The sequence below is a fragment of the Paenibacillus sp. RUD330 genome, from assembly GCF_002243345.2.
Lineage (GTDB): Bacteria > Bacillota > Bacilli > Paenibacillales > Paenibacillaceae > Paenibacillus_O.
In genome coordinates, this window is record NZ_CP022655.2 from 399,918 (window position 1) to 424,140 (window position 24,223).

Genomic DNA, 24,223 nt, shown 5'->3' on the forward strand with positions numbered 1-24,223 from the left:
CTATTCCTGGACAAGCCATGCAAGTGCAGGTTGTGCCCGATCGATCAGCCTTACGATCCCAGCTGCTTGACCTGCTCCAGTATTTGCGTGATCTGCGATGTCGTCTGCATGATCTGCGACTGCTCCAGAGCCTGCAGGCTGACGGCGCCGGCCTCTGCCTGCTCCAGCAGGCCGCTGATCTGCGTGCTCAGCGTATCGCTGTAAGCGGTCAGCTGCTGGTCGAGCTCCGCGGCGAATTCGGGCGCCTGGAGATCCTTGAAGGCGGTGATGTCCGCCTGCATGGCTTGCAGCTCCGCCGTGAGCTGCTCCAGTGCGGCGGGGTCGGACAGGGCTTGCTGCGTCATCTCGGGCAGCTGCTTCGAGAAGTCGGCGGCTTCGTTGATATAGGCGACGGTTTCGTTCGTGTAGCTCAAGGAGTCGCCGACTCCTCCGAGAAAGGAGCAGCCCTGCAGGAAAAGGGCGGGAACGAGGAGCAGGGGCAGCAGATGTTTTTTGATCATAAGCGTCCACCTTTCGTTTGCGGTATGTCTATAGTACCGATTCTGCAGGCGGACGGTTTCAGGTTTGACAGAAACTGAAATTTGACTTTATACCCGTATGGGTATAGATTGAAATCAAGCTCGAACCGCCGCAGCGGATATTTCACGAGTTGAATGAAGGGCTGACAAGGAGGACGATGAGGATGGAATACAACGAACAGGTCAAAAACCGCGTCAAACGGATCGAGGGACAGCTTCGCGGGATCTTGAAGATGATGGATGACGAAGAGCATTGCAAGGATGTCATCTCCCAACTGTCCGCCGCACGTACGGCCATTGACCGGACAATCGGAGTCATCGTCAGCTCCAATCTGGTGGAGTGCGTCCGCAAGGAAGAAGAAAACGGCCGGGATGCGGAGAAGCTCATTACGGAGGCTGTCAATCTGCTTGTCAAAAGCCGCTGAGCGTGCATTTGGATTATTTTGCGGGCAAAGCGAAGGTTGACACCCCTTTTTTTATCCTTTAACATACCCCTATGGGTATACAGTCCAAACCAAGAAGGAGGATGATCGTATGAACGCCGACAAACAACTGGATGCCAAGGGGCTAGCCTGCCCGATGCCGATCGTCAAGACAAAGAAGGTGATGAAGACCATGGAGAGCGGTCAGATTTTGGAGATTCATACAACGGATCAAGGCGCTTTGAACGACCTGTCGGCTTGGGCCAGGTCAAGCGGCAATGAGCTGCTCCAATCGATGACAGAAGGAACGGTGCTGAAGTTCTGGATTCGAAAGGGATAATTTTTTTTAAGATGATAAATACATATAGGGGTATATGTATTGATTGAAGAGCGGAGAGGATGAACTTGATGACAGAAACAAAGAGAACCACGATCGTACTGTTCAGCGGAGATTACGACAAGGCCATGGCAGCTTATATTATTGCCAACGGAGCGGCGGCCTATGACCACGAAGTGACGATCTTCCATACGTTCTGGGGATTGAACGCCCTGCGTAAAGACGAGGCGGCTGCTCTTCCGAAGCCGAAAGGCTTCATGGAAAAGATGTTCGGACTGATGATGCCGCGAGGAGCGGACAAAATGGGATTGTCGCGGATGAATTTCGCCGGGGCAGGCCCCAGGATGATCAAGGACATTATGAAGAAGCACAACGCTGTTCCGCTGCCGCAGCTCATTGAAATGGCTCATGAACAGGATATCAAGCTTGTGGCCTGCACGATGACGATGGATCTGCTCGGTCTGCAGAAGGAAGAGCTGCTGGACGGAATCCAGTATGCGGGAGTGGCGGCCTATCTGGGCGATGCTCAGGATGGCCATGTGAATCTGTTCATCTGATGGGAGCAGAGGGGTCGGCCAGGCTTGAGCGCCCGCAGAAGCTGAAAGGGGGAGAACAAATGAAGAATGTATCCGCCGAAGAAGTAAGGAAGCAGCTGGAGGCTGGATTTCTGCTGCATGTCATCGATGTCAGGGAGACGAGTGAGGTCGCGGCAGGAAGGATTCCTGGAGCCGTCAATATTCCCCTCGGGCTTGTCGAGTTCAGGAAGCAAGAGCTGGACAAGGACAAGGAATATGTTCTGGTATGCCGATCGGGAGGAAGAAGCGGCCGTGCGGCAGAGTACCTGGATAGCTTTGGTTACCGCGTCATCAACATGGCAGGCGGCATGGCAGAGTGGGATGGGCCGACGGAATAGCAGCGGAGGCTGAATAAATTTTTTTATCTCGAAGAATACCCCATAGGGTATAAATGCGGAGGGAAGAAAGATGCATGCAATCAAAAGCGACCAAAAGCTGGATGCAAGAGGATTGGCCTGTCCGATGCCAATCGTAAAAACCAAGAAACAAATGAAGGAGCTCCCGGCCGGCCAGGTGCTGGAGGTGACAGCCACGGACAAAGGCTCCAAAGCCGATCTGCAGGCTTGGGCGCAGGGCTCCGGACATCACTATCTAGGCACGGTAGAAGAAGGCGATGTCATGAAGCATTATTTGCGCAAGGCCTCCGGTGAGGAAGCGGCGGAGACCCGCTTCGAGGCTATCGTCGACATTGCTGAGGTCGAAGTCCGCTTGGCTTCGCATGACAAGCCGATCGTGCTTGATGTGAGGGAAGCGGCGGAATATGCTTTCGGGCACATCCCGGGATCGTTGTCGATGCCGCTTGGCGAGCTGGACGGAAGGCTGGGAGAACTGGAAAAGAACAAAGAGATCTACGTCATCTGCCGAACCGGCTTGCGCAGCGATCTCGCCGCGCAAAAGCTGGCGGCAGCCGGGTTCGCACGCGTCCGCAACGTAATGCCGGGCATGAGCGGCTGGAAGGGCGCCACCGAAGGGCTGGCAAACTAGGTCAGGTTCGGGGTCGTTCATAGAGCCGCTAGCGGCGGGAAGCCGAAGAATATCTTTGCAGTATGAGGAGGAAGAGTGAAGTGGCGGTAAGGGCAATGGATGCAAATGAGGCAGCATGGAAAGCGATTCATAAAGAGGAGCTGTTTGTTCTCGACGTCCGGAACAAATCCGACTTCGAGGATTGGAAGATCGAAGGAGCGGGAATCACCCATCTGAACGTGCCCTATTTCGATCTGCTGGATGGCGTCGAAGAGGTTCTGGACCAGCTTCCGGCGGACAAGGAGATTCTTGTGGTCTGCGCCAAGGAAGGCTCCTCCGTCATGGTGGCGGATATGCTGGCGGAACAAGGCCGCGATGTCGCCTATCTCAAAGGAGGCATGAAAGCCTGGAGCGAGCATCTCGTTCCACTCAAAGCCGGCGATCTCAAGAATGGCGGAGAGCTGTACCAGTTCGTCCGCATCGGCAAAGGCTGCCTCTCCTATATGGCGGTGTCCGGAGGCGAAGCCGCGTTGTTCGACGCCGCACGGATGACGGAGGTCTATCTCAACTTCGCTGCAGGCATCGGGGCCAGGATCAAGCATGTGTTCGACACGCACCTGCATGCGGACCATATCTCGGGCGGCCGGCATATCGCGGAGACGACCGGAGCGGAATACTGGCTGCCTCCCAAGGATGCCGGGGAGGTCGTCTATTCCTACCGTCCGCTCGAGGATGGCGGCGAGGTCCGGATCGGCTCGGCAAGGATCGGAATCGAGGCGCTGTCTTCGCCAGGGCACACGTTCGGCTCGACCTCGTTCATTATCGACGGGCGCTATCTGCTGACAGGCGATATCCTGTTTGTCGACTCCATCGGACGGCCCGATCTGGCCGGGATGGCCGAGGACTGGGTTGGCGATCTGCGCGAGACTCTGTACAGCCGGTACAGAGGGCTTTCCGGGGAGCTGATCGTGCTGCCTGCCCACTTCATGATCATGGACGAGCTCAATGAGGACGGTACTGTGGCACGCAGGCTGGAAGAGCTGATGCGGGACAACCACGGCTTGGATATGGACGACGAGGTCGAGTTCCGCGCTATGGTGACGGAGAATCTGCCTCCGCAGCCGAACGCTTATCAGGATATCCGGCAGACGAACATGGGACGCCTGAATCCCGATGAGAACGAGCAGCGCGAAATGGAGATCGGACCGAACCGTTGTGCGGTCCGCTAAGCTACCCGGAGAGGGAAAGGGGCCATGACGGCCCCTTTCTCTTCGAACAAAGGAGATTTCAATTATGGATCTAGATCTTGCATTTATCGTCACGATCTTTCTCATCGGCTTTATCGGCTCTTATATATCGGGCATGGTCGGCATCGGCGGCTCCATCATCAAATATCCGATGCTGCTGTACATCCCGCCGATGGTCGGGCTTACGGCATTCACGGCCCATGAGGTGTCCGGCATAAGCGCGGTGCAGGTGCTGTTCGCTACGATCGGCGGCGTCTGGGCGTACCGCAAGGGCGGTTACCTCAATAAAACGCTGATTCTTTATATGGGCGGAGCGATTCTCATCGGAAGCTTTGTAGGCGGCTTCGGCTCCAAAGGAATGAGCGAGGGCGGCATAAACGTCATCTACGGCTTGCTGGCCTCGATCGCAGCGGTCATGATGTTCATTCCTAACAAGGGTGTCGATGACATCCCTCTGGACAAGGTCCGCTTCAACAAATGGCTGGCGGCCATCCTGGCGCTGATAGTGGGTATCGGCGCCGGCATCGTCGGGGCGGCGGGAGCTTTCCTGCTTGTGCCGATCATGCTTGTCGTGCTGAAGATTCCGACCCGGATGACGATCGCCTCTTCGCTCGCGATTACCTTCATCTCCTCGATCGGCTCGACCATCGGCAAGGTGTCGACCGGGCAAGTGGATTATTTTCCGGCTGCCATCATGGTCGTCGCCAGTCTGATTGCCTCTCCGCTGGGCGCAGCCGTGGGCAAGAAGATGAACACCAAGCTGCTGCAAGTCATCCTGGCGCTGCTGATCCTTGCGACAGCGGCCAAGATATGGATCGATATGCTGTAAGCCGGCTTCTGCCCGGATACTGCCGGACCGATACGAGCGGGATATGCTGTTCGAGATTCGGACGGATGAGCAGAAGCATGCCGCAAAGTACAGCTATGTTCTGACGCTAGACGCTGGGCAGGGGAAGCAACGGACCCGAAGCAGCCCGGGATAGCAGGTTCATGGCGAAATGGCCAGACAAGCCTTGAAGCGCTTGCCGTCGACAAGGAAAGAGACCTTTATTTATTCCAGGATTCAATGGAGTCCAATATGCTCTTATAGAGACGGAGAAAGCCCCCGCTGCGGGGCTTTTATCGACGTCGTCGGACTTCGGCGGCCGAACAAGCCCGCCTAAGGTCCAGCGCATGCTCAACCTCCAGACGCTTATGCGCGGGTCGCCGCCATGTTATCCTGAGGCTCAGCCAACAAAAAAGCGAGGAGGGCGGGCGGATGGGCGGCCAAGAACAGCGAAAGCCAAGAAATGTGTACATCCTGCTTACGGACACGGGCACTCTGTTTACGAGGCTGATCAAACGCTTCACCGGAGCGCCTTACAATCACGCTTCGCTGGCGCTCGATCTGGATCTGCATCGGGCGTACAGTTTTGGACGCAAGAGCCTGTCGAACCCCCTCGCTGCCGGATTCGTGGAAGAGGATATATACGGCGGCATATTCCGCCGGCACCCCGATACAAGATGCGTGCTGCTGCGTCTGAGCGCGACCGAGGAGCAGTACAAGCATGCAGGCACGGTGCTTGATGGCTTTGGAAGGGCCGGAGAGCGATGCAGGTACAACCTGATCGGACTGCTTGGAATCGCCTTGAATATCCGGATCGAGCCCCGCGACCGTTACTTCTGCTCGCAGTTCGTGGCCGAGGCGCTGGAACGGAGCGGATTCGGTCTGTTCGAACAGCCGTCTGCGCTGGTCGCTCCTCATGATTTCCTCCTTCATCCCCGACTCGAAAAAATTTATGAAGGGCCTTTATATGATTATCCTTTTCTGGACCGCGAGCGTCTGCCGGATTCGGCGGCGGAAGCCGGACATGCTATACTGATGGCAGCAGAATCAGGCTGAAGGCGGTGCGGAACGATGGAGCAGCAAGGCAAGCAAGAAGAGCAGGGAACGGTCGAGACGCAGGAAACGATAGAGACACAAGAAACGAGAGGTTCTAGGGAGTCGCAGGAAACGGATGTGTTACAGGAACCGCAGCAGCCACAGGAAGTGAAGGCTACGCACGTGGAGCAGCAGATTGCGAAGTGGATGGTCGGCGAGATCGAGAACCGGGGCATGCTTCGCCAGGAAGAAGCCATCGCCCACGTACGGGAGCAATTCGGGGAGCAGTATGTGTTCACGAACGGGCAAGGCCATGCCTCGCTGGAGAAGGAAGTGAAGAAGGCTTTCCGCAAGCTGCACCGGGGCAGGGTCGCCTGGGACAGGGACGGGTTTTTCTGGGCGTGGACGTAAGGGGCTCGATGCATGCCTCTGCGTTCCCTATTAATTAGCATCGGCAAGGGCGCCTTACCGGATTTTCCTGTGACGGAGACGGAGAGGTGTCCTTTTTTTGCCGCATCCCGGTAACCTTAGGCCGCTTGGATGGCACTTAAGGAGAGATGGAGACGAAGGGGGAACGGAATCGTGGATCGATCGGAATTCGAAAGGCTCGTCCGGAAATTCTCGCCGATGGCGGCGGCCGTCGCGAGGGAGAGGCTGCCGGACTCCGACGACATCGAGGATGCGGTGCAGGAGGCTTTCACGCAGGCTTATCTGCATAGGCATTCCCTGCAGGACGTCGAAGCTTTCCCGGGTTGGTTCCGCACCATCGTGGAGCGGCAGTGCTACCGGATGATGCGGCGCCGGAAGCTGCCCTCGGCTCCATATGAGGATGCCTTGCTGCCGGCGAATGGAGAGTCGCTGGAAGAACAGGTGGAGCGGCGTCTGGAGGCAGAGGAGCTGCGGCAATCGCTGGCCTCTCTGCCTGCGAAGCAGCGGACCGCGGCCGAGCTGTATTACTGGCGGGGGTACTCGCTCGGAGAGATGTCTGCCTTCCTGGGCGTGCCTTCATCGACGCTCAAGAAGAGGCTGCACGACGCCCGCCGTTCCCTCAGGCGCGCCATGCCGGTAGCGGATGCCGCCGCCATGCTGAAGGATCTATACGGAGGAGGAGACAACATGCTTCATATCACGAACGGAGACTGCGCCGCGCAGAAGCTGCGGGAGTCCGGCATCGGCGGCGAGATCGTCGCTTGGCGGGAAGTGTACAACCATGGCCCTGTCTTTGCAGACGGCGCAGACAAGGCTGGCAGGGAGCTTCGGGCGGAATATCTGGAGCAGACGCTGGGAGTGCCGCGCGAGGAGTACCTGTCTGCCTGCGAGGCTCAGGAAGCCAGGCTGGGAGAGTTGGAACGCTTCGGCGAGGCCGTGCTATGGTTCGAGCATGATCTGTACGACCAGAGCATGCTCGCCTATCTGCTGCATGAGCTCGCGGGGCGGATGCCGGAATCGGTCAAGCTCAGCCTGCTCTGCATCGGGGAGTATCCGGGCGTGGAGCCCTTCATCGGGCTCGGCCAGCTGTCCGGAAGGCAGCTGGGGGCATTGTCCGGCACATGGCAGTCGGTCGGGAAAGAGCAGCTGGAGCTTGGGAGCGGCTTATGGGAAGCGTATGCGTCCGGAGATCCGATGAGGCTGCAGCGGCTGCTGGACGGCGATATGTCCGCTCTGCCGCTGGCTCACGATGCGTTCCGGGCACATCTGGCGCGCTTTCCTTCCTCCCGGGACGGGCTGGGCAGCGCGGAGCGCGCGATTCTGGAGCTGGCAAGGGAGGGGGATCTCGCGGCGGATGGGATGTTCCGCATCTTCACCGTGAAGATGCAGCTGCTCGGAATGGGGGATCTGCAATTTCGCCATATCCTGAACGGGCTTGCGGAGCAGCCTGAGCCATTGCTTGCCTGGATGGACGGCGATTCGGGTCCGCCGCCTGGCCGTGGTGCGGCATTCCGGCAGGGAACGCTCGCGCTGACGGCATTCGGAAAGCGGGTGCTGGACGGCGAGGCCAACCGCAGCGAAGGCGGGGAGTGGGACGACTGGTACGGAGGCGCTCATGTTTCGGGCAGCCGCCCGGAGTGGCTCTGGGACGGACAGACGGGGCGGCTGGTGGAGAATTCGGCCGTTTCGGGCAAGGATTGATACAGACTTGTTGCGTGACAATTCTGCCTATGGTAGTATAGGCGTAATATCTACTCGGATGAATTCGCATAGCTGAACAGTTACTTGAGCGTACCGAAAGGCCTGCCGTAACCCGCTTCGCTTATGTCGTATCTTCACCAGGGTAACCAGGGCAGGAGGTGTCAACATGCAAAGAGGAACTGTGAAATGGTTCAACGCCGAGAAAGGCTACGGCTTTATCGAGGTTGAAGGTGGCGGCGACGTATTCGTCCACTTCTCCGCAATCACGGGCGAAGGCTTCAAAACGCTTGACGAAGGTCAAAGCGTGGAGTTCAACGTCGTAGAAGGCAGCCGCGGACCGCAGGCTGAAAACGTAGTTAAGCTGTAAGCTTGATTGCAAAGAGAACCGGGATCCCAGGATCCCGGTTTTTTTGTTTTGAGCGAGGGATTGGAATGAACCCGATCCTGCCGATGGATTCAAAGACAGCGGCATCATTCATTCCCTTTTTTGGCATGGAGCGCAGGCCGCGATGAGGGCGGCCGGAATCGGAAGAGGAACCGAATATAGGGTTGTCGATTTCTCGCGAATGCTGGGGAAATCGACAACAATAGGGAATAATGGGTAGAAATAAGGGTTTGATGTTGGTAAAATTGCCCTGACTAATGAATAGACAGGGGGAAATCGCTTGCGAGCATGGCGTGCTTTACTCCTTCTGGCCATCGCCTCTGCCATCCTGCTGGCCGGCTGCGAGGCCTCGGGGGAGCGGCCGCCGCAGGAGCGGATCGTCAAGCTGCTGACGGCGAAGAAGATGGAGGGCAGGCTGGCCGGGACGGCCGGCAACGAAGAGGCTGTCCAAGCGATTGGAGAGGAATTCGCCCGCATCGGCCTGGAGAAATACAGCGGGGACGACTACCGGGTCCTATTTCCGTACCAGGCGGCAGAACGCAAGGAGATCAGCCTGAAGGTGACGATGAAGGACGGCAGCGTCAAGGAGCTGGTGTACGGAAAGCATTTCCGGGAACGCGTCATCCGGATGGATCTCGACGCTGCGGCCGAGCTGATGATGGGCGAGGATTCCATCGACTCGCTGACGGCCGGCACCGCATTCGTGGCGGCATCGGAGGAAGAGCTCGATCGGGCGCAGAGAAGGAGCACGCGGTTCATCCTGGCCCGCACGGACATGTTCAAGCCATATCCCGCCCGGCGGAATCTTAATGTGCCCGTCGTGGATATCAATGACGATACATATGGCTTTCTGAAGAAGAAGCAGGAGGAAATTGAAAGCATCTCTCTGCGCATGAAGTATGAGGACAAGGAAGAGGCGAAGGCCGCCAGCGTCATCGGCAAAATCTCAGGTACGTCCGCAAGCGGACCGGATCACCACGTCCTCGTCCTTTCGGCGCCTCTAGATTCCCTGGGCTCGGACGCGGGGAAGGTCTATGAGGGCGCTTCCCGGGCCGCGGCTGTCAGCGTGCTCGCAGGGCTAGCGGAATCGTTGAAGGCCCTTTCGGAAGAGAGGCCGTTTTATTCCGACATCATCTTTTGCGCCTTCAACGGGAGGGAAAACGGGCTTCAGGGAAGCCAGGAGCTCGTCAATTCCATCTATGATCCCCATGTACACATTTCTGCGGTTAACCTGGATGCGATGGGGGTCAAAGGCAGCAAGCTCAACTTGCTTGCCGACAACACGAGGAATCGGTTGGTGACCTCGCTGGCGGATGAATTGAAGCAAGGCGGCTTCAATGCGGAGACACGCAACAGCTTTGACGGCGACCATGCCTCCTTCGGCTATTATTCTCTGCCTGCGGTGTCGTTCGGGCTGGAGGAGCCGAACGGCGTTCGGACTGTCCGGGACCGGGCAGAGGATCTTGATTACGGGGAGCTGTCGCGAATTTCCGGCATCATTCTCGACTTTGTCCAAAAGCAGGACGAAGAGGCGAAGCTGGAGCATAATCACGCGGAGGCATATCCGTTCGGCCGGGAGAAATCGATGTATGAATACCAGGACGTCAAGCAGCAGCTGGTGCAGAGAGAGATGGCCAAGCTGGCGTTCAAGCAGTACGAGCTGTTCGAGAATAAAGAACAGGACATTCGGGAGCTGGTCTCGAACCCCTATCAAAACATGGAAAAAGAGGAATTCCAGAATCGATATCCGGGGTATTCTCTCCCGCAGAGCGTGGGGGGATATTCTCTCCGAAGCGTGATTGCCATCCTGGACGAAAAAGCTTTCGGAGCGGGAAATGTGGATGAGTTGGAGCCGAATCGGATTTATACGTCGGACAAGACATTTGAAAAAAAGGATATCAATGAATTGAGTCTCAGCTATGAAGGGAAGAATGGTTCGGTTCTGTTTTTATCCGTGCTGAACGGAGAGGGAAGCTCGTTCCTGCAGGATTCCGGTATGATCCCATCTCGAGAGGTCATGAGAAACGGTTTGGAATTCACGATCTATGATCGCGCCGGAACAGCTTATTCGGTGCTGTACCCGTTCAACTCCGGAGGAAAGGACTACAAAGCCACCCTGGTTGCCTACGTGATGACGGATACGGGCATGTCTCCAAAATGGGAGCTTGACGATGCGGAGACGGCCGCGCTGCTGAAGGGAATCGACTGGAAGGGCCTGGCTTGAGCGAAGGGAACTCCAGGGGGAGCCGACGCCGTACGGAGGATAACGGACGCTCTGCTCGGGCATATGGATTGGCGCAGATTCCCCGGGATGAGGCAGCCGTTAAAACGGCAAGTACGTCCATCCGCAGAAACAGACCCTGGAGAGGGCAGTACTCCAGGGTCTGTTTCGGTATTTCATGAACCGCCGCGACGGCTGCTTCCCTGGCAACCCTCGTCCGTCAACGGACGTCGGTTGCGGCAAGCAAGGGATAATGAGTGCCGAGCAGCCAAGCCAGCAGCCAGAGAGCGGCGATGGAGACCGCATACAGGCCGTCGATGCGCGACCAGCCATAGATGTAATAGTACGTGCGCTTGCCGCTGCCGCTGTGGAAGCGTCGCGCCTCCATGGCGGCGGCCATCCGGTGGGCGCGCCGGATGCTCTGGGCCAGCAGCGGCAGGGCATACATGCGCAGGCGGCCGTAGATTCCTAGGCGTCCGGGGCCGGCTCCCCGGATCTGGAGCGCTTGGCGGAGCGTGAAGAATTCATCCGCCAGCAGCGGAACCATATTGAGCGCGGCCAGGAAGCTGTAGGCATACTTGGGCGGCATCCGGAGCTGCTGCATCAGCGAGTAGAATAAGGCGACCGGACGGGTCGTCAGCGCGAAGGCGAGTCCGACTGCCGCGACCTGGACCGAGCGGAGCCCGAGATGCAGCCCGCGGTAGAAGCTTTCCTCCGTGATTCGGATGAGGCCCAGCTCGAACCAGAGCGTAGCGCCGGTGCCGAACATGATCATGCCGGAGGCCGACGACACGAACACAAGCAGGAACGGAGAGGCATACAGCAGCACGCGCAAAGGCGGGTGCCCGGTAGCGAGCAGCGGCAGCAGGGATGCGGCTGCGAGCAGCGCCATGACATTGGGGTCGTGGACGAACAGGGCGGCGACGAACAGCAGCACGGACGCGGCGAGCTTCAGCGTCGGGTTGACGCGATGCAGCCAGGTTTCTCGATGGGAAAAGGTCAGATGCATGCCGTGCCGCCGCTCCTTTCCGTAACAAGCCCGCCGTCGACGAGCCACTGCCGGGTCGCGAAGCGCCGGACCAGCTCCGGATCGTGGGTGATCATGAGAATCGCGCAGCCGTCGGAGCGAAGCCGTTCCAGCTGCTCCATCATCCGCACCGTGCCGCTCGCGTCGAGGCCGAAGGTCGGCTCATCCAGCAGCAGCAAGCGCTGGCCGCCGACCATGGCGGCAGCGACGCTGAGCCTGCGCTTCTGTCCCATCGACAGCTGGTAGGGATGGCGGCCGCCAAGGCCGTCGAGCGCATAGTTCTCCATGAGTGTCCTTGCCCGGCTGCTTCGCTCGGGCTCCCGCAGCGGACGAGGCAAGGAGTAGGCGAGCTCGTCGAGGACGGTGTCCGTCACGAACTGGAACTCGGGATTCTGGAAGCTCAGCGCGGCATGCTTGGCCATATCCCCGGGCTTTTTCAGGCTTTGGACCGGAATGCCGGGAATGTGCAGGATTCCCTTGGTCTTGACCAGCTTCATGATGGCGAGCAGAAGCGTGCTCTTGCCGGCTCCGTTGACGCCGGTGACGGCGATCCAGTCGCCGGCGTTCACCGCGAGCGGGCCGGTCCGCACCTTGGGCCGGCCGCCGCGCCATCCTTCCAGGCCGTCCAGCCCGAGCAGCAATTCGGCGGAACGGGCGGCAGGCGACGGAGACATCGTTGCGGGGCGGATTGCGGCATTATGATCGTAATCCTCCCAGAAGCCGGGGTACCAGATCCCGTATTCCCGCAGCAGCTTCCGATGCTCCCGGAACACGAGGCGGGGAGAGCCGTCGGCCATGATGCTCCCGTCGGGTCCGAATACGATGACGCGGTCCATATCTTCGGCGATGCCGGCGATCTTGTGCTCGACGATGATGACGGTCCGTCCGCCCCAGACGGAGCGGAGAGAGCTCCATACCTGCCGCGTGCCCTCCTCGTCCAGGAGAGCGGTCGGCTCGTCGAGCAGCAGAGCATCGGGCTCCATGGCGATCATGGCCGCGATGGCAAGCCGCTGCTTCATTCCCTGGGACATGCCGGCTACCGGAAAATGGGGGTCTGCCAGACACAGGCCGACCTCATCAAGACAGCGGGAGATGCGGTCCGGCATTTGCCCGCGCGAAATGCCCGCGTTCTCCAGCGCGAAGGCGATTTCTTCGTCGGCATACGGCATGCAGAACTGGGAGTCCGGATCCTGGAACACATAGCCGGGCCGGGCAGGGACAAGGCAGCAGTCCGCCTTCATCGGGATGCGGATGGCCGACGGCACCAAGCCGCCGAGCACCTGCAGCAGCGTCGACTTCCCGCAGCCGCTCGGTCCGAGCAGCAGCACCTTCTGGCCGTGTTCGATGGTCAGGCTCAGTCCTTTGAAGAGGAGCGGAGAGTCTTCTCCGGGATAACGGAGCCGCAGGTTCTCCACGCGCGCCGCTGGCCCGGCATCGTGTACGGGCGGCACCGGCCGTCTTGCTGCAGGCACAGCCTCGCCGGCATGGCGCCGCCGTTCGGAGCCGATTGCCGAGGCATTCGCCATAGAGGGCAAGCCGCTCCCGATGGCGGATGCGGGAGCTGCAAGCGGCGTCGAAGCCGCGCCGGTCTCCCTGCCGTTCGTCGGAGTGCGGCTGCGAATGCAGCCTTTCAGGATGACGTCTGCAGCGTTCATCGCCTTACCCCAGCGCCTCGTAATCCTTGTCCGAGGCCGGGTGGATGAGGCTCAGCACGCCGGTGCGCTCCAGCGCCTTGGCCAGCGCCCAGGCGAACAGGCCGGCGATGACGACGCTGCCGAGCAGACGCATGGAGACGAACAGGGTGTAGTTCCAGGCGGTCATTTTATCGATGTAGCTGTAGTGCGCGTCGATGAAAATGGAGACGACGGCGGAGCCGAGAGACGCAAGGATCGTCACGATCGGACCTGCCTTCCGGTACAGGAAGGCGGCGAAGATGATTTCGGCGCCGAGGCCCTGCAGCACGCCGTAGACGAGCGTCGAGGCGCCCCACGATCCGCCCATGAACGCTTCCAGCGCGGCCGCGGCCGTCTCGGCGAGCAGCGCCGCTCCGGGCTTGCGGATCAGGAGGAAGGCGAAGGTGCCGGCCATGAACCACATGCCGTAGCTGAGCTGCTCCGCATGCAGGCCGAGCGGCTTGAGAATGTCGTACATCGGATTCCAGATGCGGTAGATGATGCCGAAAACGACGGCTACGACAAGCGTGACGAGAATGTCGGCGAGCGTCAGTCCTTTTGGACGGTCGGCATTGGGCATGGCGGTGGACATAAGCATCAGACTCCCTCTCAAGGAAAAATGGAATGTTCCCCACAGATGGCTGCTGACCCGGCCCGGCCTCCTCCCGGGGGCATAGGAAAAGCCCGCCGGGAGCCGGCGGGCAGAGGGAATAAAGGCATATCCGCGCAGGATGGGCATAAGGCCCGGCGGCGCGGTGCATTCTCTCTACGCTGGCATTACCCAGATCAGATCAATGGTCAGCGGCATACGGCCGCAGTCTCAGCCCGACTTCATCGAGCCCCCATGCATGCTATGGAAATTGTCCTTACTATAACGTGAAAATCTGGAAGCGGCAAGAGGCATTATGGCGCCGGTCAGCGGGGAGCGATATTCTCCGCGAGCAGCTCGCCCATCGGCGACCAGTCCGGCTCCTGCGGACGGGACGGGCAGGAGACGGGCAGCAGCGGGAACAGCAGCTCCGCGATGCGGTACGCCTCTTCCAGGTGAGGATAGCCCGACAGGATGAACCTGTCGATGCCGAGCGCCGCATATTCCTTCAAACGAAGCGCGACCGATTCGGGATCGCCGACGAGCGCGGTGCCGACTCCGCCGCGCACGCGGCCGATGCCGGTCCACAGGTTGGGAGAGATCTCGTCCTGCCCTTCGCTGTCGCGGACCAGCTGCGTCATGCGGCGCTGGCCGACCGAATCGAACCGGTCCAGCACAGCCTGCGCGCTCCGGGCGTCCTCCTCGCTGACATGGCGGATGAGCCGCCGGGCTGCGTCCCAGGCTTCCTCCGCCGTCTCGCGGACGATGATCTGCACCCGCAGGCCGATGTCGACCTGCCTGCCGAGAGCGTGGGCGCGGGAGCGGACATCCGCGATTTTGGCCGCCACCATCTCCGGCGTTTCGGCCCAGGTCAGATAGGTGTCGATATGCTTGGCGGCTACGGCATGGCCGGCTTCCGAGGAGGCTCCGATATAGAGCGGCGGCGACTTGCGGCCGAAGGGGGGATATTGGAGCCGGGCTCCTTCCACCTGGATATGCTTGCCGCGGAAGGTGACCTCCTCGCCGGCCATCAGGCGATGCCATACTTGAAGGAACTCGTCCGTAGCCTCGTACCGGTCGGCATGGCTCAGAAAAATGCCGTCTCCCCGCATTTCATGCGGATCGCCTCCGGTGACGACGTTCACGAGCAGCCTGCCCGAGGAAAGCCGCTCGAACGTAGCCGCCATGCGGGCGGCGATCGTCACCGAGACGCCTGCCGGACGGACGGCCACGAGAAAGCGGAGGCGCTCCGTGGCGGTCATGAGCGCGGATGCGACGACCCAGCCGTCCTCGCAGGCATGGCCGGTCGGCACGAGCATGCCGGTATAGCCGAGCCTGTCGACGGCCTGGGCGATTTGCCGGAAATAAGGCAGATCGGTAATTTTGGCGCCTTGCGTCGTGCCCAAGTAGCGCCCGTCTCCCATGGTAGGGAGGTACCAGAATAGTTCCATGATGTCTCCTCCTGCTATTTTGTCCGATATCCTGTTCAGGATAAGCGGGGGCCAGCCGTCCGGATCGAGCGGTCCGACAGGCTGATGAACCTGCGACGGGCCGCTCCCGTCTAACGATGAATCTAAGAACGGGAAGGCTCCTGCCCGGATGACGGGCCTGCGAACGGCATCGCGTCCGCTCGTCCGGCGAGTCCTTGCCTGGCCGCGCCTGCCGGCGCGCCATCCGCGATGCGTCCGATCAGCCATTCGCGGAGCTCGGCGAACTCCCGGCTGGATCGCAGCGGTATCGTTCCTTCCTCGTGCAGAGGGTTGGCGAAGTCCTCGACGATCCGGCCCGGAGACGGATGCAGGAGCAGGATCCGCCGGCCGAGCAGCAGCGCCTCGTCGACGTCATGCGTGATGAAAAGAATGCATTTGCCCGTCTTCTTCCAGATCTCGCCGACATGCGTCTGCATGGACTCGCGCGTCAGGGCGTCCAGCGCGCTGAACGGCTCATCCATGAGGATGATGCTGGGGTCGGCGGCCAGCGTGCGGGCGATGGCCGCCCGCTGCTTCATTCCTCCGGACAGCTGGTGGGGATACATGGACGCGGCGGAGGCAAGGCCGACGAGCTCCAGATAGGCTGCTGCCTTCCGGCGGCGCTCGGCTTTGGGCATGCCGGCCATTTTCAGGCCGAACTCGACATTGCGGGCAACGGAAAGCCACGGGAACAGGTTGGCATGCTGGAAGACGACGCCTACCTTGGTATCCGGAGCGGAATGCTCCGCTCCGTCGATGACGATGCGGCCCTCCGTCGGCTGGATGTACCCTGCGATCAGATTCAGCAGGGAGGACTTGCCGCATCCGGACGGACCGAGGACGCAGATGAATTCATCTCCCGCCAGCTTCAGGCCAATGTCCTGCAGCACGGAAGGGGCAGCCGGCGAAGCCGGACCGTAGCGAAGGGAGATATGCTCCAGACGGATGCGGCCTGCAGCGGCTTCGCCGGGCGGCGGCACAGGCACGGATGCGGTGCCCGTTCGTTGGGCTGTCACGGTCATGGCGGTTCCTCCTCATGAGCGGTATGGGAATGCAGGCGTTGCGCACGCCTCAGGCCGTTACTTTGAATAAAAATCGCTGCGGACCGCTTCCTGGAACGTCTTCAGGTCGGGCGCGGACTTGATCGACTTCTGCTCCACGAGGAAATCGGCCGTTTCCTTCAGCAGCGCCGCGAAGGCTCCGGGCTTGTCGGGCGTGCCCATGTACTCGGGCAAAGTCTGCTCGGAGGCGTCCAGCACGGTGATCTGCCTCATCGCCGTCAGCGTCTCTTCCGGGGAGAGGCCGAGCTCCTTGGCGAGCAGGACGGACGCGTCCTCGGCATGGTCCCGGTAATACCTGGTCCCCTCGTCGAGCACCTCGATATAACCTTGGACGGCTTCCGGGTACTTGGAGGCGAACTCCTTGCTCACGACGCCGAATTCTCCGGTAATGCCGCCTCCGGCCGCGACTTCCTTGGAGGTGACGATGACCTTGCCTCCGTCGGCGATCAGCTTGGACTGGACCGGCTGCCAGATGTAGGCTCCGTCGATGTCGCCTCTTTGCCACGCTGCGGCCATTTCGGGGGCGGGCATGTCGATGATCTTGATCCCCGACGGATCGATGGCCTTCTGCTTCAAGGCGGAGAGCAGGCTGAAATGGGAGGTGGAGCTGAAGGTGGTGGCGATCGTCTTGCCCTTCAGGTCCTCCAGGCTGCCGATGCCTGCCGACGTCTTCACGACGAGCGCCTCGCTCTCGCCGATGATGTCGTGGATGTAGTAGATCTCGTCGGGCAGTCCCTGCGCGATGCCGGATGCTCCCGGCGGCGTGCCGACCATGCCGAAGTCGATGCTGCCTCCGGCCATGGCGGTGTTGACGTCGCGTCCGGCGTCGAACTTCAGCCACGATACTTTGGCGCCGGGAAATTTCTTCTCGGCCAGTCCAAGAGCTTTGGCCATCAGCTCGCCGTTCGGGCTGACCTGATAGCCGATCCGGATTTCCTTCGGCAGGGCGGAGCTTCCTCCGGCTTGATTCGAGCTTTTTCCGTCGGAGGAGCCGCATGCCGCAAGGGCAAGCAGGAGAAGCGTTAGGGAGAGGGTCACGAGAAGGCCGCGCAGCTGGCGGCGAGAGGACCGGGCATGAAACAGTCTGTTCATAGCGATGAAGCCTCCTGATCGGAATAGGAATGGGGAACGGCAGGAACGGCGGACGGCGGCTGATCGGCTCCGAAGGCGTCAGCCGCGGGTCCAGGGCGATGCTTGGCGGATCAGCAGCCGGAGAGAGGAATCGATGGCGATCGCGATGATTCCCATGAGAATGATGCCGGCATAGATGATGTCGCTGCGAAGATATTTGCTGGCGTCCAGCACCATCCAGCCCATGCCGGAGATGGCTGCGACCATCTCCGCGGCGACTAGCGTGGAGTAGGTGACTCCCACGGCGGTGCGCAGCCCGGTCAGCACATCGGGAAGGCAGGAAGGCAGGATGACGTAGGCGTACAGCCTCCAGCCGCGCGCTCCCAGGGAGCGGGCGCCGTTAATGCGCTCTGCCGGCACCTGGCGGCTGCTGTGGACGGCGGCGATGAACAGAGGCGAGAAGCCGCTAAGGAAGAGCAGGACGATCTTGGATTCGTCGGCGATGCCGAACCAGAGCACGAGCAGCGAGTAGTAGGCGAGCGGAGGCAGAGGGCGGTAGAATTCGACGAATGGATCGAATACGGCCCTCAGCCAGCGGTTCCGTCCGCAAAGGATTCCGAGAGGCACGGCCGTAGCGGCCGCGAGCGCGATGGCGATCAGAATCCGGCGCAGGCTCGCTCCGACATGGGCGGCGAGCGACGAGTCCTTGTAGCCGTGCTGCGCGATATCCGCGAAGGCGGTCCAGACGTCGGCGGGCGGCGGCAGGAACAGCGGGTTTACCCAGCCGAGGCGCCCGGAAAGCCACCAGAGCAGCAGGACGGCCATGACGGAGCCGGCCGAGACGGCTGCCGGCAGCAAGCGGGACTCGGCGCGGCTGCGCCTGGCTTCCCTTTTGTTCGCGGCGGATGGGGCTATGGCCATGAGACGGATGCTCCCTTCTGCGAGGAATGGGGCGCCGAGCCGCTGGACGAACGGCTGCCGAGGAAGAAGTCCGCTCGGCGAAGCGGCGGCGTCAGGCGCCGGCGCATGGAGAAATCAGGCGGCGGGCACGACGGGATTCAAGGGTGAGATGGGCTGAAACGCAAAAAAATCAATCCCTCAGCTGCCAGGATTGATACTTCCGTTGGTCGGATCGGATCAGGGATATTCGGTTGGAACTTCAAGCCGTGCCGATGGCGGTGATGGTGACGGTGCATCCGCCAGTCCAAGCAGCGCGTCGAGCACTTCGGAGCGGAGCCGAGGCTCCAGCGGGGCGAGATGGAACAGCTCGCAGAAGAAAAGTCCGTCCGCGGCCAGCCGGGCGATCGTAGCCAGGGCAGGGGAACGGCTTTCGGAGACGATCCGGCTCTGCCACGCCTCGTACCTTTCCCTCATGGGAGACAGCAGGGCGGGGTTGCCGGAGGCGGCGGCCAGCACGGCGGCGCTCGTCTCCAAGTCATCGGGACTTGTCTGGAAGCTTTGGGTCAGGTAGGCTCGCGTCCATGGATGGGATCCGCAGCCTGCCGCAGCCCTGGCCTCCGTCTGGTTCTCGAAGCGGTCCAGGAAATCGTCCAGCGTCGCCTGGATGAGCGCTTCCTTGCTGGGGAAGTGGTACAGGAGGCCTCCCTTGCTGATGCCCGCTTCGCGGGCGACGGCGTCCAAAGTCAGCTTGGAGGCTCCTTGCTCGCGCACCAGCTTGCAGGCGACTCGGAGAATGGCGTTTCGTTTTGAAGCGGCGGCCATGGCGCACCTCCTGCCGTTACTATACGGACCGGACGGTACAGAAGTCAATGAAAAAATAATTATTCCTAGCGGATATGTTGGTTTTATATTTGACCAACAGGCGGACATGGGCTGCGAAGCGGACCGACAGGCTCCGTTCTGGAAGGCGGGCTGCGGAAAGTTGCTTGGGCGACCGTCCAGGAGGTAATCTGTGGATAAGGAGGGATGGACATGAAGTATCGCCGTTTAGGCAAAACGGAGCTCAACGTCTCGGTCGTCGGCATCGGCACCTGGCAGTTCGGCGGAGAATGGGGCATGGATTTCGCGCAGGACGAGGTCGACGCGATTTTGGACAAGGGCGCCGAGCTCGGCATCAACCTGATCGACACGGCGGAATGTTACGGAGACCATCTGTCGGAGGCTTTCATCGGAAACTACATCGGCAGGCGGAGGCGCGAGGACTGGATCATCGCGACGAAGTTCGGCCATCATTTCCACGAGCGCTTCAAGCGTACGGACGTATTCTCCGGAGACGATGTCGTGAGGCAGCTGGACGCATCGCTCAAGGCTCTGCAGACCGACTACGTGGATCTGTATCAGTTCCATTCCGGCCCGGATGCCGCCTTCGACAGCGACGGGCTGTGGACCGCGCTGGACAAGCAGGCGCAGGCCGGCAAGATCCGGCATCTGGGAACGTCGATCGGGAGCAACGACAACCTGCATCAGACGGCCGCCTCCTCGAAGGTCGGCTCGCAAGCGATCCAGGTCGTGTACAACCGGCTCGACCGCAAGCCGGAGGAGCGGGTATTCCCTTCCTGCCTGGAGCAGGATCTCGGCGTGCTGGCGCGGGTGCCGCTGGCGAGCGGCTTCCTGAGCGGCAAGTACAAGCCCGGCACGGAGTTCGGCGAGACGGACGTGCGGCATCGCCAGGATGCGGAGCAGGTTCGGCAGCGGCTGGAGGAGGTGCGCCGGATCGCGGAGGAGGAAGTGCCGGAGGGCGTCCATATGGCAGCCTGGGCGCTGGCCTGGTGCCTTCGCCATCCGGCCGTGACTTCCGTCATTCCCGGCTGCAAAAATCCGGAGCAGGTTCAGGGCAACGCAGATGCGGTGAAGCTCGTCACGGAGCCGCACCCGCAGGATGTGCCGAATATCGGCCGGTAGCTCCGCTCGCTAGGCAGCGCCGCCGTCTTGTCGGCGAGCATGTCAACCCGAAAAGCCCTGCCGGACTGCGCTTGAGCGCGGTCCGGCAGGGCTTGCTTGTTCAGCTGAGGCTTGCGTAGACGGAGAAGTTGTCGAATCGGGTGGCGTTGTTCATGGAGCGGAGGCCGGCCTTGCCGTGGAGGAACGGAAGGGCGCTATGATCCGCATAACTCAGCTTGGGAGCGTTCATATCGTCGACGTAGACGCGGATGGAGGCTCCCTCGGCGACGACCTTCATCCGGTGCCAGACGCCGGCGGCGAGCGCGGCCGGCGCCGATGCCAGCGTTTGATAGCCGTAATTCATTTTGCCGAGATAGACTCCGTCGGGCTTGATGAACGCATAGTAGGCCTGGATGTAATCGGGATTGTTCGCGAGCACCTTGCCGTTCGACGGATTGCTGGCCCGCACGAGCATGCCGGCGTCCCCGGTCGTCCCGACCAGCTTCACGTCCGCCTCGACCGTATAGTCGGACCATAGGCCGGAGCCGATGACCGTCTTGGCGGGACCGCCGGCAGCCGCGCTCAGCTCGCCGGAAGCGACGGACCAATCGCCTTCATACCGCGTCCAGCCGTTGTCGTTGCCGTCGTTGAAGTCGTCGGCCAGCGGAGAGGGCGTCTGTCCCCTCTCGAACGACAGGCTGCTGAAGTCGAACTCCCCCTGGACCGTCTCGAAGCGGAGCTCATGATAGCCGGCGGTCAGATAGAGGCCTTTCTTCGAGACGTTCACCCAGTTCTCCCAGCCGCCGCTTCCGGCCGACTGCACGACTCCGGTCAAATCCGCCGCCCCGTCCCATACGCGGAAGCTGACGTTCGGGAAGGTCGTGGCGAGCCGCGCGCTCATGTCATACATGCCGCTCTCGGCGACATTGACCCGGTAGAGCAGCCATTCCCCCGTCTGGTTCCAGCCGACGACCTCCTTGCCCTCCGCCGCCGACGAGCGGATGTCCACGTCATCGCTGCGATAGGAGCCGCCGATGTTGGCAGGCGTCAGATCGTGATAGCCGGTCCCTTCCCCGCCTTTGCGGTAGTGGACGGCTTCGATCGTCCCTGGAAGCGGTTTGTACGCATTCCAGGCGCTGCTGCCGCCGACATCGTTGCTGAACGCCACATAGCCGAAGTCGGCATGGGCGTCCTGGGTGGCATAGCCGATTTTCCCGCCGCCAAGGCCGCTTACGCTGCGGGACTGCTTCTTCATGCCGTCGACGTAGACGGCGAAGGAGGCGCCGTTCTTCTCCACCCGGATCTGATGCCACTTGGTATAATCATAACCTGCGGGGAGAGGGGAATACTCCCAGCCCTGACTGGCGCCGCCGACGACGAAATGGGTTTCGAGACGATTCAGCTTGCGGTTCAGGAGGGCCGTTCCGTAGTTGTTCTCATCCGTATAGGAAAATACGGCTCCATACAGCGGCGAAGAGCTTGTGCCCATCTTCATCTGCTTGGCATGGAACTCCGCGGTGTAATCGGAAGCTGTCGAGGCCGCCGTCACTTGCCGGTACCAGGCCGTCGTCCCGATCGTATCCTGCCACATCAGCTCCTGGTTGTAGATGCCCCAGGTTCCGCCGCCGACATTGGTCCAGCCGGAGCCGATCGCGGCGCGCGCGAAACGGTCCTCGAACGACGGCGCGGCCGGGTTCGGCTGGCTTGCCGTCGTCGGACCGAGGACGGACATCCGGTCTCCGTTCCAGACGATGCGGTCCAGATTCATTTTGCGGCCCGGATAGACGGCGTTGCCTTGGGAAGCGTGGCTGTGGTAGACGATGTAGTCCGAATCCAGATCCGGACCTTTGACGATGGAATTGTGTCCGAGGCCTACGTTGGAGCCCTCCGTGGCGATCAGGATCGGGTTCTGGCTCTGGGCGGGGGAGAAGCCGGAGAGAGGAGAAGCCCCGGACGCATAGTTGACCCGATAGGCGGTGCTCCAGACATGGTTGCCGGTATAGGTCATGAAATACTTGCCGTTGCGCTTGAACGTCGTGGAGCCTTCCGTCCATCCCGCCATCGACAGGCCGGTCGAACCCGCCGCTCCGAAAGCGGTCGGCGAGGTCATCGGACGGGAATCGATCCGGTCCGCGCCGGTGGAATAAAAATACCATTTCCCGTCGTCGTCGATGAAGACGCTGCCGTCGATGCCCATGCCGAGATTGCCGGTCTGCGGCGTGAACGGACCGACGGGGCTGCCGCTCGACAGGACGTAATGCCCGCCTCCTCCCGGAGAGGTGTACATATAGAACATTCCATTCCAATAAACGATCTCGGGCGCATAGGCGGCCTTGGTTACGGGATCCGAAGCGCACAGCCCGCGGTAAGTCCAGGAAGCGAGATCGGTGGAGGACCATACCTTCACGCCGATCTGGTCATCGACCGTGCTGACATAGAGGTAATAGACACCGTTGAATTTCAGGATGTAAGGATCGCCCTCGCCGTAGAAATCCCCGTTGACCCACTTCCAGGAGGAGGAGAGGGTGTAAGGATTGCTGTAGGCATGAGCGGCGGAGGGGAGCAGGAGCAGGACTGCGGCGGCGGCAAGAAAAGACTTCCATTTCTTCATGTGGCATTTCATCTCCTTTTCAATGGCGGATCGGAGAAGCTCGGCGATACAAGGATGGAATCAGAGGGGCGAGGCTTCAACTCTCCTCCTTTCTTCCGGTTGATTTGACAGCGCTTGCAGAACGGAGTATAGCAAAAGCGGACTTCATGCGGAAGAGATAATTTCAAAATATATGTATTAAAACAATATTAAATGTTTATTCCAATAAAACTGGACATATGAGCCGATTAAGCCTTATATTATGGGAAGAATGTCAGGAAGGGAGTTTGGAACATGCTTGAGCTGTCTATTGAAGACCCGGACCGTCTGGTCAAGGTGGCGCATGCGCTCAGCACGCATACCCGGATCGGCATCATCCGGCTGCTGCTGTCCAAGCCGAACGTGAATATCATCGAGATTGCCGAAGCTCTGGACATTCCCGTATCGACGGCGGCTACGAACGTGAAGGTGCTGGAGGAGGCGGAGCTGATCCTCACCGAGCTGCAGCCGGCCACTCGGGGGGCCATGAAGGTGTGCAGCCGGAACTTCGACGATGTGCGCATGATTCTGAATCCGATCGCGTTCTACCACAACACGAGCAAGCTCGTCGAGGTGGAGATGCCGATCGGCCACTTCATCCAGTTCGATATCCAGCCTACCTGCGGAATGGCGAACAGCGCCGGCATGCTGTTCGCCGAGGATGATCCCGACAACTTCTACCACCCGGACAGCCGCTCGGCGGAAATCATCTGGCTGCGCAAGGGCTGGGTCGAATACCGCTTTCCCAAAAAGCTGCCGCAGGGAGCCAAGGTCACATCCCTGGAGTTCTCCCTGGAGCTGTGCTCGGAGGCGCCGAATTACAACAACGACTGGCCTTCGGAAATCACGGCCTGGATCAACGGCAAGGAGATCGGCTCCTGGATTTCGCCGGGCGATTTCGGCGACCACAGGGGCAAGCTGAATCCGGCTTGGTGGAACGACAACAGCACGCAGCACGGCCTGCTCAAGACATGGGGCGTCGATGAAGGGCGCAGCACGATCGACAACGAGCGCTGCTCATCCGTTACGCTGGAGGACCTGGACCTGCAGGACAAGCCGTACATCAGCTTCCGCATCGGCCTGAGGCCCGACGCGAAGCATCAGGGTGGAATGAATCTGTTCGGCAAAGGCTTCGGCGACTATCCGCAAGGGATCGTCATGAGGCTGCAGCACGATTGAGATGGTCTTCCGCAAGGCCCGCCGT

General features: G+C 60.6%; 25 protein-coding genes and 1 riboswitch. Of the genes, 15 read left to right on the plus strand and 10 right to left on the minus strand.

Annotated features, from left to right (window positions below):
* Positions 1-50 precede the first annotated feature (50 nt).
* Positions 51-500 carry a DUF6376 family protein gene (locus CIC07_RS01815; RefSeq protein ID WP_083688608.1) on the minus strand — a complete coding sequence of 150 codons (450 nt, stop codon included), beginning with the start codon at positions 498-500 and terminating at the stop codon, positions 51-53.
* A gap of 182 nt (positions 501-682) precedes the next feature.
* Between CIC07_RS01815 and CIC07_RS01820 the strand changes: the two genes are divergently transcribed.
* From CIC07_RS01820 to CIC07_RS01875, 12 genes are all read left to right on the plus strand, one after another.
* A complete protein-coding gene (locus CIC07_RS01820; protein ID WP_076359040.1) occupies positions 683-943 on the plus strand; it encodes a metal-sensitive transcriptional regulator in 261 nt (86 codons plus the stop codon).
* Positions 944-1,052: 109 nt separating this feature from the next.
* Positions 1,053-1,280, plus strand: a complete 228-nt coding sequence (locus tag CIC07_RS01825) for a sulfurtransferase TusA family protein (protein WP_076359039.1) — start codon at positions 1,053-1,055, stop codon at positions 1,278-1,280.
* 68 nt (positions 1,281-1,348) lie between these two features.
* Positions 1,349-1,834, plus strand: a complete 486-nt coding sequence (locus tag CIC07_RS01830) for a DsrE/DsrF/DrsH-like family protein (RefSeq protein ID WP_076359038.1) — start codon at positions 1,349-1,351, stop codon at positions 1,832-1,834.
* Positions 1,835-1,893: 59 nt separating this feature from the next.
* Positions 1,894-2,190: a rhodanese-like domain-containing protein gene (locus CIC07_RS01835; RefSeq protein ID WP_076359037.1), complete on the plus strand. Its 297-nt coding sequence runs from the start codon at positions 1,894-1,896 to the stop codon at positions 2,188-2,190.
* A gap of 70 nt (positions 2,191-2,260) precedes the next feature.
* Complete coding sequence (locus tag CIC07_RS01840) at positions 2,261-2,836, plus strand: sulfurtransferase TusA family protein (protein WP_076359036.1); 576 nt, start codon at positions 2,261-2,263, stop codon at positions 2,834-2,836.
* Positions 2,837-2,916: 80 nt separating this feature from the next.
* On the plus strand, positions 2,917-4,044 hold the full coding sequence (locus tag CIC07_RS01845) for an MBL fold metallo-hydrolase (protein WP_076359035.1): 1,128 nt from the start codon (positions 2,917-2,919) through the stop codon (positions 4,042-4,044).
* Between the two features lie 64 nt (positions 4,045-4,108).
* The gene (locus tag CIC07_RS01850) at positions 4,109-4,891 is read left to right on the plus strand and encodes a sulfite exporter TauE/SafE family protein (protein WP_076359034.1); all 783 of its coding nucleotides are present in this window, start codon (positions 4,109-4,111) and stop codon (positions 4,889-4,891) included.
* A 429-nt stretch (positions 4,892-5,320) separates the two neighbouring features.
* Positions 5,321-5,944 carry a C40 family peptidase gene (locus CIC07_RS01855; RefSeq protein ID WP_076359032.1) on the plus strand — a complete coding sequence of 208 codons (624 nt, stop codon included), beginning with the start codon at positions 5,321-5,323 and terminating at the stop codon, positions 5,942-5,944.
* Between the two features lie 186 nt (positions 5,945-6,130).
* Complete coding sequence (locus tag CIC07_RS01860) at positions 6,131-6,334, plus strand: DUF6953 family protein (RefSeq protein WP_076359135.1); 204 nt, start codon at positions 6,131-6,133, stop codon at positions 6,332-6,334.
* A 171-nt stretch (positions 6,335-6,505) separates the two neighbouring features.
* Positions 6,506-8,053, plus strand: coding sequence for a sigma-70 family RNA polymerase sigma factor (locus CIC07_RS01865; RefSeq protein WP_159442452.1), 1,548 nt, complete (start codon positions 6,506-6,508; stop codon positions 8,051-8,053).
* 166 nt (positions 8,054-8,219) lie between these two features.
* Entirely contained in the window at positions 8,220-8,420 is a 201-nt protein-coding gene (locus CIC07_RS01870; RefSeq protein WP_048745005.1) for a cold-shock protein, read from the plus strand.
* Between the two features lie 298 nt (positions 8,421-8,718).
* Positions 8,719-10,662, plus strand: a complete 1,944-nt coding sequence (locus tag CIC07_RS01875) for a M28 family metallopeptidase (RefSeq protein ID WP_076359030.1) — start codon at positions 8,719-8,721, stop codon at positions 10,660-10,662.
* Positions 10,663-10,879: 217 nt separating this feature from the next.
* Here CIC07_RS01875 and CIC07_RS01880 read toward each other — a convergent pair whose 3' ends face one another.
* The 7 genes from CIC07_RS01880 to CIC07_RS01910 all read right to left on the minus strand — a co-directional run bounded on the left by CIC07_RS01880 (position 10,880) and on the right by CIC07_RS01910 (position 18,470).
* The gene (locus tag CIC07_RS01880) at positions 10,880-11,668 is read right to left on the minus strand and encodes an energy-coupling factor transporter transmembrane component T family protein (protein WP_076359029.1); all 789 of its coding nucleotides are present in this window, start codon (positions 11,666-11,668) and stop codon (positions 10,880-10,882) included.
* Positions 11,659-13,341 (minus strand): ABC transporter ATP-binding protein, encoded by a 1,683-nt coding sequence (locus tag CIC07_RS01885; protein ID WP_234993056.1) that lies wholly within the window; start codon positions 13,339-13,341, stop codon positions 11,659-11,661. Before CIC07_RS01885 ends, CIC07_RS01880 begins: the two co-directional genes overlap by 10 nt.
* A gap of 4 nt (positions 13,342-13,345) precedes the next feature.
* Complete coding sequence (locus CIC07_RS01890; RefSeq protein ID WP_076359028.1) at positions 13,346-13,951, minus strand: ECF transporter S component; 606 nt, start codon at positions 13,949-13,951, stop codon at positions 13,346-13,348.
* Positions 13,952-14,105: 154 nt separating this feature from the next.
* A riboswitch (TPP riboswitch) is annotated at positions 14,106-14,215 on the minus strand.
* Between the two features lie 59 nt (positions 14,216-14,274).
* Positions 14,275-15,399 carry an FMNH2-dependent alkanesulfonate monooxygenase gene (gene ssuD, locus CIC07_RS01895; RefSeq protein ID WP_076359027.1) on the minus strand — a complete coding sequence of 375 codons (1,125 nt, stop codon included), beginning with the start codon at positions 15,397-15,399 and terminating at the stop codon, positions 14,275-14,277.
* A 122-nt stretch (positions 15,400-15,521) separates the two neighbouring features.
* On the minus strand, positions 15,522-16,439 hold the full coding sequence (locus CIC07_RS01900; RefSeq protein ID WP_076359026.1) for an ABC transporter ATP-binding protein: 918 nt from the start codon (positions 16,437-16,439) through the stop codon (positions 15,522-15,524).
* Positions 16,440-16,496: 57 nt separating this feature from the next.
* Positions 16,497-17,570, minus strand: a complete 1,074-nt coding sequence (locus CIC07_RS01905) for a taurine ABC transporter substrate-binding protein (RefSeq protein ID WP_076359025.1) — start codon at positions 17,568-17,570, stop codon at positions 16,497-16,499.
* A gap of 78 nt (positions 17,571-17,648) precedes the next feature.
* Complete coding sequence (locus CIC07_RS01910; protein WP_076359024.1) at positions 17,649-18,470, minus strand: ABC transporter permease subunit; 822 nt, start codon at positions 18,468-18,470, stop codon at positions 17,649-17,651.
* Here CIC07_RS01910 and CIC07_RS01915 point away from each other — a divergent pair.
* The gene (locus CIC07_RS01915) at positions 18,469-18,627 is read left to right on the plus strand and encodes a hypothetical protein (protein WP_157741996.1); all 159 of its coding nucleotides are present in this window, start codon (positions 18,469-18,471) and stop codon (positions 18,625-18,627) included. The genes CIC07_RS01910 and CIC07_RS01915 overlap by 2 nt on opposite strands.
* A 59-nt stretch (positions 18,628-18,686) precedes the next feature.
* On the opposite strand, the gene CIC07_RS01920 is transcribed toward CIC07_RS01915, so the two are convergent.
* Positions 18,687-19,271 (minus strand): TetR/AcrR family transcriptional regulator, encoded by a 585-nt coding sequence (locus CIC07_RS01920; protein WP_076359023.1) that lies wholly within the window; start codon positions 19,269-19,271, stop codon positions 18,687-18,689.
* 210 nt (positions 19,272-19,481) lie between these two features.
* On the opposite strand from CIC07_RS01920, the gene CIC07_RS01925 reads away from it, so the two are divergent.
* Positions 19,482-20,411: an aldo/keto reductase gene (locus tag CIC07_RS01925; RefSeq protein WP_076359022.1), complete on the plus strand. Its 930-nt coding sequence runs from the start codon at positions 19,482-19,484 to the stop codon at positions 20,409-20,411.
* Positions 20,412-20,511: 100 nt separating this feature from the next.
* Here CIC07_RS01925 and CIC07_RS01930 read toward each other — a convergent pair whose 3' ends face one another.
* Positions 20,512-23,001, minus strand: a complete 2,490-nt coding sequence (locus tag CIC07_RS01930) for a family 43 glycosylhydrolase (protein ID WP_076359021.1) — start codon at positions 22,999-23,001, stop codon at positions 20,512-20,514.
* Positions 23,002-23,274: 273 nt separating this feature from the next.
* On the opposite strand from CIC07_RS01930, the gene CIC07_RS01935 reads away from it, so the two are divergent.
* Positions 23,275-24,198 (plus strand): ArsR/SmtB family transcription factor, encoded by a 924-nt coding sequence (locus tag CIC07_RS01935; protein ID WP_076359020.1) that lies wholly within the window; start codon positions 23,275-23,277, stop codon positions 24,196-24,198.
* Positions 24,199-24,223: the final 25 nt, after the last annotated feature.

What these genes read in the sequence shown, in the direction of transcription:
- CIC07_RS01815 (WP_083688608.1), bottom strand. Translation starts at nt 500, where the DNA reads ATGATCAAAAAACATCTGCTGCCCCTGCTCCTCGTTCCCGCCCTTTTC.
- CIC07_RS01820 (WP_076359040.1), top strand. Translation starts at nt 683, where the DNA reads ATGGAATACAACGAACAGGTCAAAAACCGCGTCAAACGGATCGAGGGA.
- CIC07_RS01825 (WP_076359039.1), top strand. Translation starts at nt 1,053, where the DNA reads ATGAACGCCGACAAACAACTGGATGCCAAGGGGCTAGCCTGCCCGATG.
- CIC07_RS01830 (WP_076359038.1), top strand. Translation starts at nt 1,349, where the DNA reads ATGACAGAAACAAAGAGAACCACGATCGTACTGTTCAGCGGAGATTAC.
- CIC07_RS01835 (WP_076359037.1), top strand. Translation starts at nt 1,894, where the DNA reads ATGAAGAATGTATCCGCCGAAGAAGTAAGGAAGCAGCTGGAGGCTGGA.
- CIC07_RS01840 (WP_076359036.1), top strand. Translation starts at nt 2,261, where the DNA reads ATGCATGCAATCAAAAGCGACCAAAAGCTGGATGCAAGAGGATTGGCC.
- CIC07_RS01850 (WP_076359034.1), top strand. Translation starts at nt 4,109, where the DNA reads ATGGATCTAGATCTTGCATTTATCGTCACGATCTTTCTCATCGGCTTT.
- CIC07_RS01855 (WP_076359032.1), top strand. Translation starts at nt 5,321, where the DNA reads ATGGGCGGCCAAGAACAGCGAAAGCCAAGAAATGTGTACATCCTGCTT.
- CIC07_RS01860 (WP_076359135.1), top strand. Translation starts at nt 6,131, where the DNA reads ATGGTCGGCGAGATCGAGAACCGGGGCATGCTTCGCCAGGAAGAAGCC.
- CIC07_RS01870 (WP_048745005.1), top strand. Translation starts at nt 8,220, where the DNA reads ATGCAAAGAGGAACTGTGAAATGGTTCAACGCCGAGAAAGGCTACGGC.
- CIC07_RS01880 (WP_076359029.1), bottom strand. Translation starts at nt 11,668, where the DNA reads ATGCATCTGACCTTTTCCCATCGAGAAACCTGGCTGCATCGCGTCAAC.
- CIC07_RS01885 (WP_234993056.1), bottom strand. Translation starts at nt 13,341, where the DNA reads ATGAACGCTGCAGACGTCATCCTGAAAGGCTGCATTCGCAGCCGCACT.
- CIC07_RS01890 (WP_076359028.1), bottom strand. Translation starts at nt 13,951, where the DNA reads ATGTCCACCGCCATGCCCAATGCCGACCGTCCAAAAGGACTGACGCTC.
- ssuD (WP_076359027.1), bottom strand. Translation starts at nt 15,399, where the DNA reads ATGGAACTATTCTGGTACCTCCCTACCATGGGAGACGGGCGCTACTTG.
- CIC07_RS01900 (WP_076359026.1), bottom strand. Translation starts at nt 16,439, where the DNA reads ATGACCGTGACAGCCCAACGAACGGGCACCGCATCCGTGCCTGTGCCG.
- CIC07_RS01905 (WP_076359025.1), bottom strand. Translation starts at nt 17,570, where the DNA reads ATGAACAGACTGTTTCATGCCCGGTCCTCTCGCCGCCAGCTGCGCGGC.
- CIC07_RS01915 (WP_157741996.1), top strand. Translation starts at nt 18,469, where the DNA reads ATGAGACGGATGCTCCCTTCTGCGAGGAATGGGGCGCCGAGCCGCTGG.
- CIC07_RS01910 (WP_076359024.1), bottom strand. Translation starts at nt 18,470, where the DNA reads ATGGCCATAGCCCCATCCGCCGCGAACAAAAGGGAAGCCAGGCGCAGC.
- CIC07_RS01920 (WP_076359023.1), bottom strand. Translation starts at nt 19,271, where the DNA reads ATGGCCGCCGCTTCAAAACGAAACGCCATTCTCCGAGTCGCCTGCAAG.
- CIC07_RS01925 (WP_076359022.1), top strand. Translation starts at nt 19,482, where the DNA reads ATGAAGTATCGCCGTTTAGGCAAAACGGAGCTCAACGTCTCGGTCGTC.
- CIC07_RS01930 (WP_076359021.1), bottom strand. Translation starts at nt 23,001, where the DNA reads ATGAAGAAATGGAAGTCTTTTCTTGCCGCCGCCGCAGTCCTGCTCCTG.
- CIC07_RS01935 (WP_076359020.1), top strand. Translation starts at nt 23,275, where the DNA reads ATGCTTGAGCTGTCTATTGAAGACCCGGACCGTCTGGTCAAGGTGGCG.